General features: G+C 67.2%; 11 protein-coding genes and 2 pseudogenes. 6 read left to right on the top strand and 7 right to left on the bottom strand.

What is annotated here, in order from left to right; genetic code table 11:
* The 4 genes and pseudogenes from BUR28_RS18810 to BUR28_RS20280 all read left to right on the top strand — a co-directional run.
* Positions 1 to 1335: pseudogene (locus tag BUR28_RS18810) on the top strand (AAA family ATPase); the annotation flags it as partial.
* A 377-nt stretch (positions 1336 to 1712) separates the two neighbouring features.
* Positions 1713 to 2216, top strand: a complete 504-nt coding sequence (locus tag BUR28_RS19740; protein ID WP_074221792.1) for a hypothetical protein — start codon at positions 1713 to 1715, stop codon at positions 2214 to 2216.
* Positions 2217 to 2533: 317 nt separating this feature from the next.
* Positions 2534 to 3583, top strand: coding sequence for an archaeosortase/exosortase family protein (locus tag BUR28_RS18800; RefSeq protein WP_074221791.1), 1050 nt, complete (start codon positions 2534 to 2536; stop codon positions 3581 to 3583).
* A gap of 238 nt (positions 3584 to 3821) precedes the next feature.
* Complete coding sequence (locus tag BUR28_RS20280) at positions 3822 to 4139, top strand: CPBP family glutamic-type intramembrane protease (RefSeq protein WP_074221790.1); 318 nt, start codon at positions 3822 to 3824, stop codon at positions 4137 to 4139.
* A gap of 60 nt (positions 4140 to 4199) precedes the next feature.
* Here the strand turns inward: BUR28_RS20280 and BUR28_RS20275 are convergent, their stop codons facing one another.
* From BUR28_RS20275 to BUR28_RS18780, 3 genes are all read right to left on the bottom strand, one after another.
* A complete protein-coding gene (locus BUR28_RS20275; protein WP_074221789.1) occupies positions 4200 to 4682 on the bottom strand; it encodes a hypothetical protein in 483 nt (160 codons plus the stop codon).
* Between the two features lie 758 nt (positions 4683 to 5440).
* Positions 5441 to 6772, bottom strand: coding sequence for a hypothetical protein (locus BUR28_RS20270; RefSeq protein WP_175566991.1), 1332 nt, complete (start codon positions 6770 to 6772; stop codon positions 5441 to 5443).
* Between the two features lie 29 nt (positions 6773 to 6801).
* On the bottom strand, positions 6802 to 8829 hold the full coding sequence (locus BUR28_RS18780; RefSeq protein WP_074221787.1) for a hypothetical protein: 2028 nt from the start codon (positions 8827 to 8829) through the stop codon (positions 6802 to 6804).
* A 719-nt stretch (positions 8830 to 9548) separates the two neighbouring features.
* Here BUR28_RS18780 and BUR28_RS18775 point away from each other — a divergent pair.
* Positions 9549 to 9773, top strand: a pseudogene (locus BUR28_RS18775) (IS5/IS1182 family transposase); the annotation flags it as partial.
* A gap of 322 nt (positions 9774 to 10095) precedes the next feature.
* Here the strand turns inward: BUR28_RS18775 and BUR28_RS18770 are convergent.
* A complete protein-coding gene (locus BUR28_RS18770; protein ID WP_074221735.1) occupies positions 10096 to 11142 on the bottom strand; it encodes an IS110 family RNA-guided transposase in 1047 nt (348 codons plus the stop codon).
* A gap of 182 nt (positions 11143 to 11324) precedes the next feature.
* Between BUR28_RS18770 and BUR28_RS20730 the strand changes: the two genes are divergently transcribed.
* A complete protein-coding gene (locus tag BUR28_RS20730) occupies positions 11325 to 11447 on the top strand; it encodes an integrase (protein ID WP_074221734.1) in 123 nt (40 codons plus the stop codon).
* A 244-nt stretch (positions 11448 to 11691) separates the two neighbouring features.
* Here BUR28_RS20730 and BUR28_RS18760 read toward each other — a convergent pair whose 3' ends face one another.
* From BUR28_RS18760 to BUR28_RS18750, 3 genes are all read right to left on the bottom strand, one after another.
* Positions 11692 to 12993: an HlyD family type I secretion periplasmic adaptor subunit gene (locus BUR28_RS18760; protein WP_074221733.1), complete on the bottom strand. Its 1302-nt coding sequence runs from the start codon at positions 12991 to 12993 to the stop codon at positions 11692 to 11694.
* On the bottom strand, positions 12990 to 14759 hold the full coding sequence (locus BUR28_RS18755) for a type I secretion system permease/ATPase (protein WP_074221786.1): 1770 nt from the start codon (positions 14757 to 14759) through the stop codon (positions 12990 to 12992). Before BUR28_RS18755 ends, BUR28_RS18760 begins: the two co-directional genes overlap by 4 nt.
* A 285-nt stretch (positions 14760 to 15044) precedes the next feature.
* The gene (locus tag BUR28_RS18750) at positions 15045 to 15977 is read right to left on the bottom strand and encodes an IS5 family transposase (RefSeq protein ID WP_074221785.1); all 933 of its coding nucleotides are present in this window, start codon (positions 15975 to 15977) and stop codon (positions 15045 to 15047) included.
* Positions 15978 to 16249: the final 272 nt, after the last annotated feature.

Genomic DNA, 16249 nt, shown 5'->3' with positions numbered 1-16249 from the left:
CGGGGCCATGACGACGCTCGGGGCCCCGTGGGCACGGCACAATTCGCCAGCGTGGCGGAATCCTGTCGCCGGGGCGGGCGGATCTCGCGGCGCGGGGGCTGGACGCAACCGGGGAACGGCGGTTGCGCCTGTTCTCCACCTGGGAGATCACCCGCTACCTGATCCCGGTGGCGCCGGCCCATTTCCGCCGGGTGCTGCGGCAGAACCCGGACCTGCCCCAGGGACGCTCCGAAACAGAGGGCGGCGCGAAGTGGTTCTCGCTGGACGAAGTGCTGCGGCTGCGGGCGCATTTCGGGGCGGAAGGTTCCAAGGCCAAGGGCTACCTGCCCTACCGGCCCGAGGGCCTGCCTGCCAAGATCGTCGCGGTGGCGAATTTCAAGGGCGGGGTCGGCAAGACCTCGACGGCGGCGCACCTGGCGATGTCCGCCGCGCTCGACGGCTACCGGGTGCTGGTGATCGACCTCGACAGCCAAGGGTCGATGACCTCGATCTTCGGCGGGCAGATCGCCGACGAATGGGACACCGCCTTCCCGCTGCTTGCGCGCCACTACGCCACCACGCTCCGGGCCGACAACCAGCGGCGCCTCGACCGGGGCGAGGCGCCGCTGCCGCTGGACGACACCCTGGGCGAGGCACTGAAGGTCACGGCACAGGACGTGATCGGCCGCACCCATTGGCCGAATATCGACCTGATCGGGGCGCAGCTGAACCTCTACTGGGCGGAATTCCAGATTCCGGTCTGGCGGATGCAGTCGCGCGGCTGGCGGCTGTGGGACGCGCTGACCGACATCCTGGCCGAGGACGGGGTGCTGGACGCCTACGACCTCGTCTTCCTCGATACCCCCCCGGCGCTCGGCTATCTCACGATCAACGGGCTGGCGGCGGCCGACATCCTGCTGGTGCCCTTCGGCGCGTCGTTCCTGGAATTCGACTCCACGGGGCGGTTCTTCGACATGCTGCACGCCACCTTCGCCTCGATCGAGGAGGGCGAGAACGTCGCCGCCCGCGCGCTGGGGCGCGAGGAGCTGCAGTTCGAATGGGACGCAGTGCGCGCGGTGATGACCCGCTACGACGCCGCCCAGCAGGCCGAGATGGCGGGGCTGATCCAGGCCTATATGGGCCCGGTGCTCTCGCCCCACAGGCAGGATTTCACCGCGCTGATCGGCCAGGGGGGAGCAGGTGAACGGCATCTACGAGGCCGATTACCGCGATTTCAACCGCGAGACCTATGCCCGCGGCCGCGCCGCCTTCGACGCGACCTACGCCGCGTTCAAGACCCTGCTCTACGGCATCTGGCGGCGCGAGGAACTGGCCCGGGCGGAAGCCGCCGAATGACCTGCGCCCGGTCGTTTCACCCCATCTTAGCCAAGGAGCCCGTCTGATGGCGCGCAGAAAACGCCTCTCCCCGATGCCGGACCTGCCCGATGCCGAGGACCCCATGACCCAGCGTTACCCCCAGGGTGTCGCGCCGACCGCGACCCGCCGGCCGCCGGTGGCCGAGGTCGCCGCCGATGCCGCCACCCGCGCCGCGCTGGACCGGCTGTCCGGCGAGATCGCCGCGGCCCGGGAGAGCGGGCGGATGGTGGTTTCGGTGCCGCTCGCGGCGGTCGAGGCGGGCCACCTGATGCGCGACCGGCTGCACCACGACGCCGAGGAGATGGCGGCGCTGAAGGCGAGCCTGGCCGCGCGCGGCCAGCAGACCCCCGGTCGAGGTGGTCGACCTGGGCGGCGGGCGTTACGGGCTGATCTCGGGGGCACGGCGCCTGGCGGCGCTGTCGGACTTGCATGCCGAGACGGGCGAGTCCCGCTTTGCCGAGATCCAGTGCCTGATCCGCAGCCCCGAAGGCGCGGCCGGGGCCTATCTGGCGATGGTCGAGGAAAACGAGATCCGTGCCGACCTGTCGTTCTACGAGCGCGGGCGGCTGGTCGCCGAGGCGGCCCGGATGGGGCTGTTCGAGGACCCGGCCGCCGCGGCGCGCGGGCTGTTCGCCAACGCCCCGGCCGCGCGGCGCTCGAAGATCCTGACCTTCGCCGGGCTGCACGAGACGCTGGGCGCGGTGCTGCGGTTTCCCGCCGCGATCCCGGAACGGCTGGGGCTGGCGCTGGCCGCGGCGCTCAAATCCGATCCCGGCCTGGCCGGCCGGCTGGCCGAGCGCTGCGCAAAAGCCCCCCCGCCGATGCCGCGGCCGAACGCCGGACCCTGGAACGGGCGCTGAAGAAGGCCGCGCCCGCCCGGGCGGAGACCGCGCGCGAGGTCGCGCCGGGGATCCGGCTTGCGGCGAAGAAGGGCCGCATCGTGCTGTCGGGGGGCGCCGTCGACGACGGCCTGGCCGAGGCGATCGCCGGCTTTCTCGCCCGCCGGTGACGGCCGGGGCACGAGATTTCCGGCGCTTGCCAGAAAAAATCCCGCGTTTCCAAGGTTCTGGCGTTTCGGTTTTCGCATGCGAAACCGCGCCTTTCGCGCAACGTCCTTGAGCGGTGTCCCGGGCTGGGCTATCCCGCAAGGACGGGGTGGGGAATTCGGAGCGCGAGAATGGAACGCATGCCTGCAGCACGGGCCGGTGCGGCCGGGGGAGGGCTGTGGATCGTCCTGGGGCTGCTGGCGGCCGAATTTGCCGCGATCAGCCTGATCTACAAGCACGGGATCGATTTCGACTGCCAGGCGAACTGGGGCTGGCGCATCTGCGGCGCGGCCAGCGGCGTGATGGTCAGCGCGCTGACCTTGGCCGGCGCGCTCGCGCTGTTCGCGATGCTCGCGCGCGGGGCGATGGCGCGGTTCCTGCCGAGGCCGGGCCGCGCCCCCTGCCCCTCGGCCTCAAACCTCGCCGGGGTGGCGGTGATGTTCCTGCCGCTGCTGTTTCTCGAGAACGGCACCGGGCGCATGTTCGTGGCGCCGGCCGCGGCGGTCTGGGGGCTGGGCATGCTGCTGGGCGGGGCCGGCGCGGCGCTGATGCTGGCGCCGCCGGCGCGCTGGCGGACCCTGCTGGCCGAGGCCGGCCGGCCGCTGGCGCTGAGCGCCGTGGCGGGGCTGGCCGCGCCCTATCTCGCGATCAAGATCCGCCCGCTCTGGCAGGTCGACACGATCACGAGGCCACCTTCGCCGCGGTGGTCTGGGGGACGCGGGTCTTGGGCTACAGCATCGAGACCGACCCTGCGCGCAAGATCATCGGCGCCGAGGGGTTCCGGATCGACATCGCCCCGGTCTGCTCGGGGTCGAGGGGATGGCCCTGGTCACGATCTTCGTGACGTGTTCCTGATCCTGTTCCGCCACGAGCTTCGCTTTCCCCTGGCGCTGGTGCTGCTGCCGCTCGGCATCGCCGTCAGCGCGTTGTTGAACGTGGTGCGGATCGTGGCCCTGCTGGCGCTGGGGCTGAGCGGCCATCCCGAACTGGCCGTGGGCGGCTTTCACAGCCATGCGGGCTGGCTGATGTTCACCCTGATCGCCTTGGGGGTGGTGGCGCTCGCGCGGGGCGTCCCCGCGCTCTATCGCGGGCGGCGGGCGCGGGGCCGGCCGCGGCGGCGCCCCTGCCCCCGCTGTGGCGCGATCCGATGGCCGCCCGGATCCTGCCCTTCGCGGTGTTGATGCTCTCGGCGCTGGTGGTCTCGACGCTGTCGACCGCGCCGGGGGCGCTCTACCCGCTGCGCACCGCGCTCCTGGGGGCGGTGGTGGCGCTGTTCTGGCCGATCTACCGCGCGCTGGACTGGCGGCTCGACCCGGTGGCCCTCGGGGCGGGGGCGGCGATCGGCGCGATGTGGTGCGTGATCCCGGTGCCGGCGGGCGATGCCGCGCCGCCCTATGGCACGCTCGCCGGGGCGCGCTGGTGGGGTGGTACCTGGCCCGCGGCCTCGGCACGGTGCTTCTGGTGCCGCTCGTCGAGGAGCTGTTCTTCCGCGACTACCTGGAGGGCAAGCTCAGGCTGGGGCAGGGGCGGGCCTGGGCCGTCGCCGCGGCGCTGGTCTCGGCCTCGGCCTTCGCCGCGCTGCACGACCGCTGGGCCGAGGCGCTGGTGGCCGGGCTGGTGTTTTCCTGGGTCTGCCGCCGGCGCGGGCGGATCGGCGATGCGGTGCTCGCCCATGCCGTGGCCAACGCGGTGGTCTACGGGGTGGCGGTGACCACGGGCAACCTGCAGATCATCTAGGCCGCGGCCGCGCGGCCGCGCGGCCGCGGCCGGGCAGGGGGCTCCCCGCCCGGCCGGTGCTCAGAACTCCATCAGCAGCACGTCGTTGAGCGCCACCTCGTCGGGCATCTGGTCGTCGCCGAGCGGGGCGAAGTCCGCGGTCAGCGCCTCCCAGAGACGGGCATCGGCCCGGGCGTCCTCGGCATCGCCGCGCACCGAGAGGTCCAGCCGGCCCGCGCCCGCGCCCTCGTCCGAGACCTCGAGCATCAACACGTCGTTGGTGTAGTCGACGACGATCTTGGCGTCGCGCGCATCCGACAGGCCGGTGACATCGATGCTGTCGAAGGCGCCGACCATCTCGTCGACCGAGATCAGCGCGTGGCGGCCGGCCCCGGCGTCGAGCCCCGAGAGGTCGATCTGAAGCTGCGCCTCGCCGAAATTCACGCCCGAGGCGACGTCGACCGGCGCCTCGCCCTGGGCGCCGGAACGGAATTCGCCGATGCTGCCGATTCCGCCATCGGCGGCTTCGAAGCGCAGCGTGCTGCCCGCCTCGAGCCGCAGCACGCCGGGGCCGCCGGCGGGCCCGAACCCGACCTGCGCCGCGTCGCCCCGGATCTCGATCGCGCTGTCGCCGGAGAGGTCGAGCCCGGGCGCCCTCGGTGGCCAGCAGCGCCTGGCCGCCGGAGATCGACAGGTCGATCCGCCCGTCCACGGCCCCGGTATTGGCGAAGCGGCCGCCCTCCACCGCGATCTCCAGCCGGTCGCTGTCGCCATAGCCGTTCATCCAGACCTGGCCGGCCTCGGCGATCGCGAGCGTGCCGCCCGCGGCCTCGGTCTCGACGTCGCCGGCGATCTCCAGCTTGCCCTGGGTCACGGTCAGCCGGCCCCCCGCGCCGAAATCGAGATCCTCGATCGCGGTCGTGCCGGCATAGCGCACCCAGTTGCCGGCCAGGTCGACGCTGTCGCCGGCGACGGTGCCGGGCAGATCCTCGGTCGACCAGTTCAGCCGGTTGTCCCAGCGGACCCCGCCGGAAAGATCGCTGGGCACGAAGCGCAGGTCTTCCGCCGCGAGCCGGCCTTCGGGGGTGAGCCCGAAGCCGGCCTGGAAGAACTCGGTGATCAGCACGGCGTCGGTCTTGCCCGCGAACGCGTCCTCGATCGCCGAGGCGCGCAGGTGCGCGGCCAGGTCGGCGATCGTAGCGTCGGCCTTGCCCAGAAGCGTGGCGGCGAAATTCTGGATCGTGGTGGCATCGAGCACGTCCCGGTCCAGCCCCTCGGTGTTGACGTCCTGGAAGTGCTTGTCCTTGCCGGCCCCGGCCCAGTTATAGACGATCGTGTCGTTGTAATAGGCCTTGGTAGCGCCGTAGATGGCGGGCTGGGTTATGGTCTTGCTGGCCAGTTCCTCGGGGTCGTCGGGATTGGCGAGATGGGCGACGATGTTGTCCACGTGGGAGGTCAGCGGCGCGTAGTCGCCCATGCCGCCGGTGACCTGGCCGTTGATGTCGCCGTAGATCAGGTTCTGGCCCGAGGTGATCACGTTGTCGGCATAGAGCGAGTAGTTGCCCGCGTAGACGGAACTCGATCCCTTGGTGGGGCCGCCGGCCACATAGACCGCGCCGTTGTTGTGGAGAAAAACATTGTCCTCGACATACCCGCCCGAGCGGATCTGCGCCCCGAAGGAGGCGGCGCGCATCGAGATGTTGTCGCGGAAGGTCAGGTCCAGGTTGTCGACGGCGATGTAGACGTTGTGGTTGTAGATGCTGGGCGGCTGGTTGCCGTCCAGCGAAAGATCCGGGTCGTAGCCGTCGGCCCAGCCGTTGTGGTCGAAGAAGGTGTTCTCCATCAGCAGCCCGTCGACGGCGCTGGTGTAGATCCCCGAGATCCGGTTCGGCGCCGGCTCCCAGCGGCCCTCCGTCAGCGAGGTTTCGAGTGCCACGTCGAACCTCGGAATTGCGCAGCGTGAAATCGCCGACTTTCTGGATCGTCATGATGTCGCCGCGCGAGGTGATGTTCTCGAGAATGTAGTTCTCGCCGCTGGCGATGAAGCGCAGGCCGTCGCCCAGTTCCACGTCGCTGATGACCAGGTTGCGGGAGCCCTCGCCGAAGGTCTGCAGCATGTTCGAGAGGACCGGTTTCTCGCCCGCGCCATAGGAGGTGATGTGGAACGGGTGCAGCTCGGATTCGCCGCGCATTCCGATCAGGGGGATGCGCATGTCGTATTCGTAGCCCGCCTCCAGGCGCAGCCAGTGCGAGGCCGGCGCCTCGTAGGAGTCGCTCACCAAGGTCCGCCACAGCATGTAGCCCGCCCCGGAATCGAGGGCGGTGTCCTCGGACGACCCGTATTCGGGGTGGTCCGCCAGCCAGCGGCCATTGATCTGGCCGGGCTTCAGCCCCTCGATCTCGGCGATCTCCTCCAGGCTCAGCGCGGCGTCGCTGCCCGAGACGTAGACGTCGCGGTGGTTGTCGCCCCATTCGACGATCACCTCGTCGTTCGCGTCGGTCGCCAGCATGTAGTGATCGCCGAGCCCCCAGCCGCCCTCGACCGGGCCGGCGACCGCCTCCAGCCGGGTTTCCACGACCTCGGTCGACCGGTCGGCGTGGGTCACCTCGTAGCGGATGTCGAGCCGGCCGGTATAGTCGGTCTCGGTCAGCACCAGTGCCAGGCTGTTGTCGGGATTGACGGTCAGGTTGCCATGCGCCGGACCGTCCAGGATGCGGATCCCGCGATGGCGTCGCCCTCGGCCGCAGCGTCGTCACCGCCCGGAAATTCACCTCCACCGCGGTGCGGTCGATCTGGATGCCGCCGTCCGTCCCGGCACCGTCGCCCGAGGGCGTCCCGGGCTGACGGGTCCTCGACCGGGGAAGCCGGGTCCTCGGGCGGTTCGACCGGGTCCGGGTCGGGCTCCTGGCCGCCCGGCTGCTGGGGTGTGCCGCCGTCCGTCCCGGTCTGCAGGGTGACGTTTGCCCAGGTGCTGTCGGCGCCCAGGCCGGCATCGTCGTCGGTGAGGAAGACGATGCGGTCGAAGCTGCCGGTGAAGTGGTCGCCCAGGGCGATGTCGTAATGGCGCAGCCCCGACCCGGCCTCGTAATCGGCGTAGTCCTGCATGCCGAAGGCCTGGGAGCCGAGCAGCTGGATCGTGGTCGCTTCCGACAGGGTTTCGCCGTTGGCGAACATGATGGCGTGGATTTCGCCGGCCTTGGAGGCGGCGAAGTCGAAGGACAGGCGGGTGTCCTCGGTGACGGTGAACGCGCCGGTGATCTGTTCCCAGCTCTGGCTCGACTGCGTCAGCGTCAGGCCATCGGCCGAGGCCGCGTGGGCGCCCATGTCCTGGGAGCCGGGCTGGAATCCCGCGATATCCAGTGCCCCGAAATCGAGGGCCGAGCCCGCCTCGGCGCCGTCCGTCCCGGTCTGCAGGGTGACGTTTGCCCAGGTGCTGTCGGCGCCCAGGCCGGCATCGTCGTCGGTGAGGAAGACGATGCGGTCGAAGCTGCCGGTGAAGTGGTCGCCCAGGGCGATGTCGTAATGGCGCAGCCCCGACCCGGCCTCGTAATCGGCGTAGTCCTGCATGCCGAAGGCCTGGGAGCCGAGCAGCTGGATCGTGGTCGCTTCCGACAGGGTTTCGCCGTTGGCGAACATGATGGCGTGGATTTCGCCGGCCTTGGAGGCGGCGAAGTCGAAGGACAGGCGGGTGTCCTCGGTGACGGTGAACGCGCCGGTGATCTGTTCCCAGCTCTGGCTCGACTGCGTCAGCGTCAGGCCATCGGCCGAGGCCGCGTGGGCGCCCATGTCCTGGGAGCCGGGCTGGAATCCCGCGATATCCAGTGCCCCGAAATCGAGGGCCGAGCCCGCCTCGGCGCCGTCCGTCCCGGTCTGCAGGGTGACGTTTGCCCAGGTGCTGTCGGCGCCCAGGCCGGCATCGTCGTCGGTGAGGAAGACGATGCGGTCGAAGCTGCCGGTGAAGTGGTCGCCCAGGGCGATGTCGTAATGGCGCAGCCCCGACCCGGCCTCGTAATCGGCGTAGTCCTGCATGCCGAAGGCCTGGGAGCCGAGCAGCTGGATCGTGGTCGCTTCCGACAGGGTTTCGCCGTTGGCGAACATGATGGCGTGGATTTCGCCGGCCTTGGAGGCGGCGAAGTCGAAGGACAGGCGGGTGTCCTCGGTGACGGTGAACGCGCCGGTGATCTGTTCCCAGCTCTGGCTCGACTGCGTCAGCGTCAGGCCATCGGCCGAGGCCGCGTGGGCGCCCATGTCCTGGGAGCCGGGCTGGAATCCCGCGATATCCAGTGCCCCGAAATCGAGGGCCGAGCCCGCCTCGGCGCCGTCCGTCCCGGTCTGCAGGGTGACGTTTGCCCAGGTGCTGTCGGCGCCCAGGCCGGCATCGTCGTCGGTGAGGAAGACGATGCGGTCGAAGCTGCCGGTGAAGTGGTCGCCCAGGGCGATGTCGTAATGGCGCAGCCCCGACCCGGCCTCGTAATCGGCGTAGTCCTGCATGCCGAAGGCCTGGGAGCCGAGCAGCTGGATCGTGGTCGCTTCCGACAGGGTTTCGCCGTTGGCGAACATGATGGCGTGGATTTCGCCGGCCTTGGAGGCGGCGAAGTCGAAGGACAGGCGGGTGTCCTCGGTGACGGTGAACGCGCCGGTGATCTGTTCCCAGCTCTGGCTCGACTGCGTCAGCGTCAGGCCATCGGCCGAGGCCGCGTGGGCGCCCATGTCCTGGGAGCCGGGCTGGAATCCCGCGATATCCAGTGCCCCGAAATCAAGAGAGCCTAAATAAGATACCTCGCTCGACTGGAGTGTGGTTTCTCCACTTGTCAAAGAGTCATATTCGGATATGGGGAGGCCCGTCTTTGGCTTGAGCGGAAGCATCGTTCTCTCTCTCTCAGTGGGTGACCTTGCGCGGCAAATCTTCCGCTCTTTTCACCCCGAGAGATTAATCAGCTCTTGCCGTCATATCTTTTGCCACAAAGCAAAATATAAAATTTCACATATTTTCACCTCAGCACAAATCCATAAAGCAATTTATATATTTTAACATATTGATATAACTACCCAAATCCAAATATCACATGATTATGATGCCGCTCCAGAGGGAATTTTAATATCTTTTCGAAACGCCAAACTTTAGCGCCATTCGTAGCGCATGCGCCATGAATCAGAAAATTTCTCTAAAAAATTTTACCCGCTTATACACGATAAAAATCAGGCAGTGCCGCAACCTCCTGAGGACCCGCGGAATTTCCTCGATTCTGCCTGATTTTACGCCCCTTCCCGTGATCTCGCTTCTTGCCGGCCTCGATCGGCCAATATTCGCGACCGTCCGGCGAGAGGAGAAGGCGATGATCACCAAGCGCAAGTCGAGGAACGTCTGAAGAATCTCGCTGTGGCCGCCTGATCTGGTAGACTCCGGCAATGTAACGAGGAGCCTCCTGATGCCGAAACAGCCCGCCATTCCCGGTCTGCGTGATGCGATGAAGAAGAAGGTGACGCGGCGCGGGCAGTTCTTAGCGGAGATGGATGCGGTGGCTCCGTGGGACCGAGTCCTGGCGTTGATCGCGCCGCACTATCCGAAGGCGGAGCCGAAGGGCGGGAGCCCGCCGATGCCGCTGGAGACGATGCTGAGGGTCTACTTCCTTCAGAACTGGTACGCTTTGGCGTAGGCGATGCATCGGTCCTCGAGCCAGGCGTTCAGTTCGGCATAGGATCTGAACTTCGGCCGCGGCACGAAGAACCGTAAGGGAGGGTTTCTCCCCATCGGAACAGCGTGTGGAGCGGCATGCATGTTTGGATGCCCCCTTCGATGCAAGGACTTTCTGACCTTCTGAGCATGTGATCGGATGCGGTCATGTTTCAGGCCTCTGAGGTGCGGCCGTGACATGCCGCGGGCCGGTATGGTGATGCGCGGACCGGGGTCCAGATCAAAATTGCGAGTTCGGGCTCGTTGGACGCCACTGGGTTTCCCGTTCCGGATCTTGTCGATCATTTGCCCATGCTGGTCGTCGTCCTCCTCACATCGCCGACCGGACCCCGGTAGTCCTCGTTGCGCGAGAGCATGGCCCAGACCATCCGGGCCATCTTGTTGGCCAGGGCGATCGCGACCAGCATGCGCGGTTTCCGGGCCAGCATGCGGGAGAGCCACGACCCGGGCCTGCCGCCATCGCGCCCTCGCCAATGCACGACGGACATCGCCCCCACGATCAGCAGGCGCCGGATGTCGCGTTGGCCCATCTTGGAGGTGCGGCCGAGCTTCTGCTTGCCGCCGCTGGAATGTTGCCGGGGAACGAGCCCGAGCCAGGCCGAGAAATCGCGCGCCCGGCGGAATTCCCGCATGTCGGGCGCGAAGGTGGCGATCGCCATGGCACAGACCGGACCGATCCCCGGCATCGTCTGAAGTCTGCGCGCGACATCGCTTTCCTTCGCGGCGGCCGCGATGCGCCCGTCCAGCTTGTCGATTTCGTCGCTGAGACCGGCGATCCGGTGGAGGTAGAGCCGCCCCAGGTCCCGGACCAGATCGGGAAGGCCTTCTTCTTCGAGGCGCGTGGCGAGACGGTCGATATTGCCGATGCCCCTGGCCAGAACGATGCCATGCTCGGCAAGATGGCCGCGGAGTGCATTGATCAACTGGGTGCGCTGTCCGACGAGCAGATCGCGGGTCCGGAAAAGCATCGCCCGCGCCTGTTGTCCGGCCGTCTTCACAGCCACGCTGCGCATCGTCGGGCGCAGGGCCGCCTCGGCGACGGCTTCCGCATCGGCCGCATCGTTCTTCTGCCGCTTCACGAACGGCTTCACATAGACCGGCGGGATGAGCCGGACGTCATGCCCGTGCCCGGCCAACTCCCGGCCCCAGTAATGCGCGGTGCCGCAGGCCTCCATCGCCACGACGCACCGAGGCAGGGCCGCCATGAACTTCGCGAACTGCGGGCGTGACAATTTCTTGCGGAACAGCACCCGCCCGTCCGCCGCAGCGCCGTGAACCTGAAAGACCTGCTTTGCCAGGTCGACGCCGACGATGCTAACCTCATTCATGGATGCCTCCTCTTTCTATGGTGACTTCAGCATCACCATCCTGGCAAATCGCGATGCCGTCGGGCGGGGGCATCCACCCCATCAAAATTGACCCCCATCTTGGGGTGATCGGCGTCCCAAAGTGACCCCCCTGATACTTCTGATCAGAAGCTTTCTCAAAGGCATGAGGGAGCAGTCAGGGGATGTTGGTTGTGGAGACGATCGCGAAGATCAGGCGTGCGCATTTCGTCGACGGCAAGTCGATCAAGCAGATCTGCCGTAAGCTGCGGTTGTCGGTATCCGCCCGATTGAAGCCGCCTGCCTGACGGCGGGGTCGCGAGCTAAGACACGTGCATAACGACGTCGTTAGCGACGTGTCTTGTGGGGGAGCGGCCACCCGATCACATGCTCAGAAGGTCAGAAAATCCTTGCGTCGAAGGGGGCATCCAAACATGGATGCCGATTGACATCATAGATTCCGCGAGCACAGGCGCCGCCGAAGAACGCGAAGGCCCTGTCATGCGCGTCGAACACCATCTCCTGGGTCTCGCGCGGATACGCTATTGTGAACTACTCCTCGCGGAAGGCGCGTTCGAAATATACCGCGATGGGGCGAAGGAGGTAAGAGAGCGGGGTGCGGTCGCGGGTGCGCAGGAACGCCTCCGCCGGCATGCCGGGCAACAGTTCAACTCCGGGCATGTCCTCCAGCACCGAGGTGTCGGGCAGGATCACGGCCTCGTAATAGGTCTGCTTGGTCGCCTCGTCGGTGAGCGCGTCGGCCGAGATGCGCAGCACCTCGCCCGGCACTTCCGGGGTCGTGCGCGCGTCGAACGTTGTCAGCCGCAGGAAGACCGGCTGCCCCGGGAAGACCTGGTCGATATCGGTCGTCTCAATGCGCGCCGAGACCAGCAGCGCCTGCCCGCCGGGGACCACGTACATCATCGGCTCGGCCGGTTGGACCACCGCGCGCACCGCGAAAATCGACGAGCCGAACACCACGCCATCGGTAGGGCTGCGCACGTCCAGCCGCGACAGCTGCTCGATCAGGCTGAGGCGGCGCTCCTCCAATTCGATCTCGCTGTATTGCAGGTCGCGCAACTGGGTGATCGCCTCTTCGCGCCGGCTTTCCGCCAGGCGCAGCGCCTGCACGGACAGTTCCGAAATGCGCGCCCGGCTCTCGGCCACCTGCGAGGTCAGCCGCCCGATATCGCCCTCGAGCCCCGCCTCGTCGCGCTGCAGCGCCAGAACCTGGCCCACGGGTACGAGGTTCTGGGCGAAGAGCGTCTCCTTGTCGGTCAGTTCGCGTTCCACAAGGCCGAGCTGTCTTTCCAGCGCCGCGATCTGGGCCTTGGACCCCTCGATCTGGTTCTCGATCTGGGTCTTCTGCTCGTCGATTTGCTCCAGTTCCTGGGCAAGCGCGGCGCGGCGCGCCACGAACAGGCTTTTCTGCCCCTCGATCTGGCCGCGTATCCAGTCCGGGTCGAGATTGTCGAAGCCCGACACCTCGCCGATATCCAGCGTCTCGACCCCGTCGCGCTCGGCCATCAGCCGCGCCTTGCGCACCTCAATCTCGAAAAGCTGTCTCTCGACGATGGCCAATTCCGAGCGCAGAAAGGTACCGTCGAGGCGCAGCAGCACGTCGCCCGCCTTCACCTCGTCGCCATCCTTGGCCAGGATCTCGCCCACCACGCCGCCGTCGGGATGCTGGACCACCTGACGCTCGCTCTCGACCTTGACAGTCCCGGTTGCGACGACGGCGCCGGCGATGTTGGTCGCGATGCTCCAGACGCCGAGCCCGCCGACCAGCAGCAGGATCGCGACCGCGCCGACAACGAGCGGCAGGCGCGCTGAAGGAAGCGTCGGACGGCTCATTCGCCAACCTCCTGTCGCGCTGCGGCCGGAGCCGCGGCCCCAGCCCCCCGAGCGCCGTCCATCGCGCGCTGCACGTTGCCGGCGTTCTTCATCAGCGAGCGCACGATCTCGTCGCGCGGGCCAAGGGCCTTCTGCATGCCGCCATCGATCACGAGCAGCCGGTCGCAGACCGCGATGGCCGAGGGCCGATGGGTCATGATGAGCACCGATTTCCCGGCCTTCTTCATGTCGCTGACCACGGCATTGAGGGCCTCGGAGCCTTCGGCGTCGAGGGCCGAGTTCGGCTCGTCCAGCACCAGAAGCACGGGGTCGTGATAGAGCGCACGCGCAAGGGCCAGGCGCTGGCGTTGGCCGCCCGACAACAGCACACTGCCCTCCACAAGGGGCGTATCGTACCCATTGGGAAGGCGCAGCACGATCTCGTGCACTCGGGCCAGCTTGGCGGCTTCAACAACGCGCCCGGCATCGGGCTCCAGCGCCATGTGGGCGATGTTCTCGGCGACCGTGCCATCGAAAAAGCGCACGTCCTGCGGCAGGCAGCCAATATGACGGCCCAGCCGCTCGGGCCCGTACTGGTCGAGCGTGGCGCCCGCGAGCCGGACCTCGCCCGCGGTGGGCGTTACCAGCCCCTGTATAACGCGCGCAAGACTGGTCTTGCCCGCCCCGCTCTTGCCGATCACGCCAAGCGCCTCGCCCGGCTCGAGTTCGAAACTGATGCCGTAGAGGATCGGCGGCGTGCTGGCGGAGCTTCTCAGCGCCACATTGCTCAGCGACAGGCGCGCCTCCGGCGCGGGCAGCTCGGTCGGGGCGCGGCGCGCGGGAATGCCCTTCAGGAAGTCCGCGAGGCTGGTCCAGCCGCTGCGCGCCCGCTGGATCGCCGGCCACTGGCCGAGCACCTGGTCGACTGGCGCCAGCGCGCGCCCCAGGAGGATCGAGGCCGCGATCATCGCACCCGGCGTCAACTGCTGCTCCAGCACGAGCCACGCGCCAAGCGCCAGCATTGCCGACTGCAGGAAGAAGCGGAAAGCGCGCGAAAAGGACGAGAACGTGCCGGTGAGGTCGTTGGCACCCAGCCCCTTGGTACCGGCCTCGTCCTGCAGCCGCGCCCAGCGTTCCGCCATCACCGGCGCCATTCCCTGCGACCAGACCAGCGCGCCGCCCTCTTCCGACTGGCGGGCGATCCGCTGTGCCTGGTGGGATATGCCCTGCGACTTCTCAAGCGCCTTGCGGGTGACCAGGCGGTTGATCAGCGTCACGGCGATCAGTAACCCCCCACCGGCAATGGCGAGCCAGCCGAGCAACGGATGAAAGATGAAGATCGCGGCCAGGAAGATCGGCGTCCAAGGCAGGTCGAACAGCGCCATAAGCACGGGCGAGCCGAAGATGTTACGCACCGCGTCGAGGTCGTAAAGGGCTGTCGCGCCTGGCCCCTGCCCGCCGCGGATCGCCGCCCGCTCGATCACCGCCGCGAACACGCGCCGCCCGAATACCGCCTGAAGCCGCGCACCGATCCGCGCCATCACCCGGCCGCGCGCGAAATCGAGCAGCCAGTAAAAGAAGTAGAGCGCCGCGACCAGGATGAAGAGCGCGACCAGCGTCTCCTCGGACCGCGATCCCAGAACCCGATCGTAGACTTGCAGCATGAAAAGCGGGCCGGTCAGCATCAGCAGGTTGGTGAACACGCTGAACACCAGCACCGCAAGGAAAAGGCCGCGGCTTCGGGCGCGGGCCAGGCTCAGGTTTGCTCCAGAAGAAAAAATATCCATCAATTCAGATAATTTGACTCGAAAAGCTCCTGCTATTCGCAGGAAGAAGGGACATGTGTAGCGCTGGTAGCATAGTAGGTCGCTTCGCTTCATCTCAAAGGACTTCAGAGAGAAGTCATTTGCGTAGGGTCTGTGCACCTAGTCGGCGGCGGATGAAAGGATACAGTCTTTTGGTTAATGTCGCGTAACCGCCAACCTCAAAACTGGAGTTTATTTGGAGCGACCTGGAGCGGCGCTGTTGCACAAATCAACTGATGACCGCAGTTCCGCTTTCCCCGGACACACTTATCCTATTGCCACGGTCGTCGGGATGCCGAGGGCAGTGAAGCGGTTCAGGACCGCCACGCGGATCTGGACCTCGGCCACCTGGCGGTCGAAATCCCGCGACATCAGCCGCTGGCCGAGCAACTTCACGCAGTTCACTTTCGTTTCCACCCTGCTGCGGCGGTGATACCCGCTCCAGTTCCGCCAGAGCGCTCGGCCCAGGTGCTTCGATGCCCGCAGAATCTCGTTGCGTGCGCGAGCTCCTGTCGTGTCCGGCTTCCAGGGCCGGGCATTTCGGCGGGGCGGAATGATCGCTGCTGCTCCGCGGGCCGCGATGGCATCATGGCAGGCGCGCGTGTCGTAGGCGCCGTCGGCCGTGACGGTGGCGATCTCCTCGTCCGTCGGGATCTGGGCGAGCAGGTCCGGCAGCATCGGCGCATCGCCGACATTGCTGGACGTGACCTCGACAGCCCGGATCTCCAATGTTTGCTCGTCGATCCCGAGGTGTATCTTGCGCCACACGCGCCGTTTCGACCCGCCATGCTTGCGCGTGTGCCACTCGCCTTCGCCTTCCACCTTGATGCCGGTGCTGTCGATGAGCAGGTGCAAGGCACCTTTCGAACCGCGAAACGGAATGGTCACGTCCAATGTCTTCTGGCGGCGTGACAGCGTGCTGAAGTCCGGCACGGACCACCCCAGCCCGGACAGTTCCAGCAGGCTCGCCATGAAGCCGGTGGCCTGGCGGAGCGGTAGCCCGAGCAGGACCTTGAGGGTCAGGCAAGCCTGGATCGCTGCGTCGCTATAGGCCCGTTGCCGGCCGCGACGCCCGGACGGCAACGCGTCCCATTGCATCGAGGGGTCGAACCAGACCGTCAGCGATCCACGCTGCTTCAGCGCCTGGTTATATGCGGGCCAGTTGGTGGTCTTGTAGGTCGGCTTCGGCGGTCTGCTCATGCAAGCCCGCTACTACATTGGATTCACGAAGTGAATCCCGGAGCTTCTTTGTGCAACAACGCCAGCGGATCCTCGACGGATTCGGGCTGGTGAAGCGGGCTGATCGTGGTATCGTCGTTCATGGCGTATCGCTCCTTCGGGAGGTTCTGGCAGGCTTCAGCACCCGCCACGATACGCCGCCTTCTCAGGCTCCATCACCCATTTCTCGGCATAGCTCGGTGACTGCCACTGATCTTTCACCCAGCCGCGACCCCCAAGCTCGACAGTTCGGG

Origin of the sequence: Rhodovulum sp. ES.010, assembly GCF_900142935.1 — a bacterium.
In the GTDB taxonomy this organism is placed as follows: Bacteria; Pseudomonadota; Alphaproteobacteria; order Rhodobacterales; family Rhodobacteraceae; genus Rhodovulum.
This window is presented reverse-complemented; position numbering and strand designations above follow the sequence as displayed.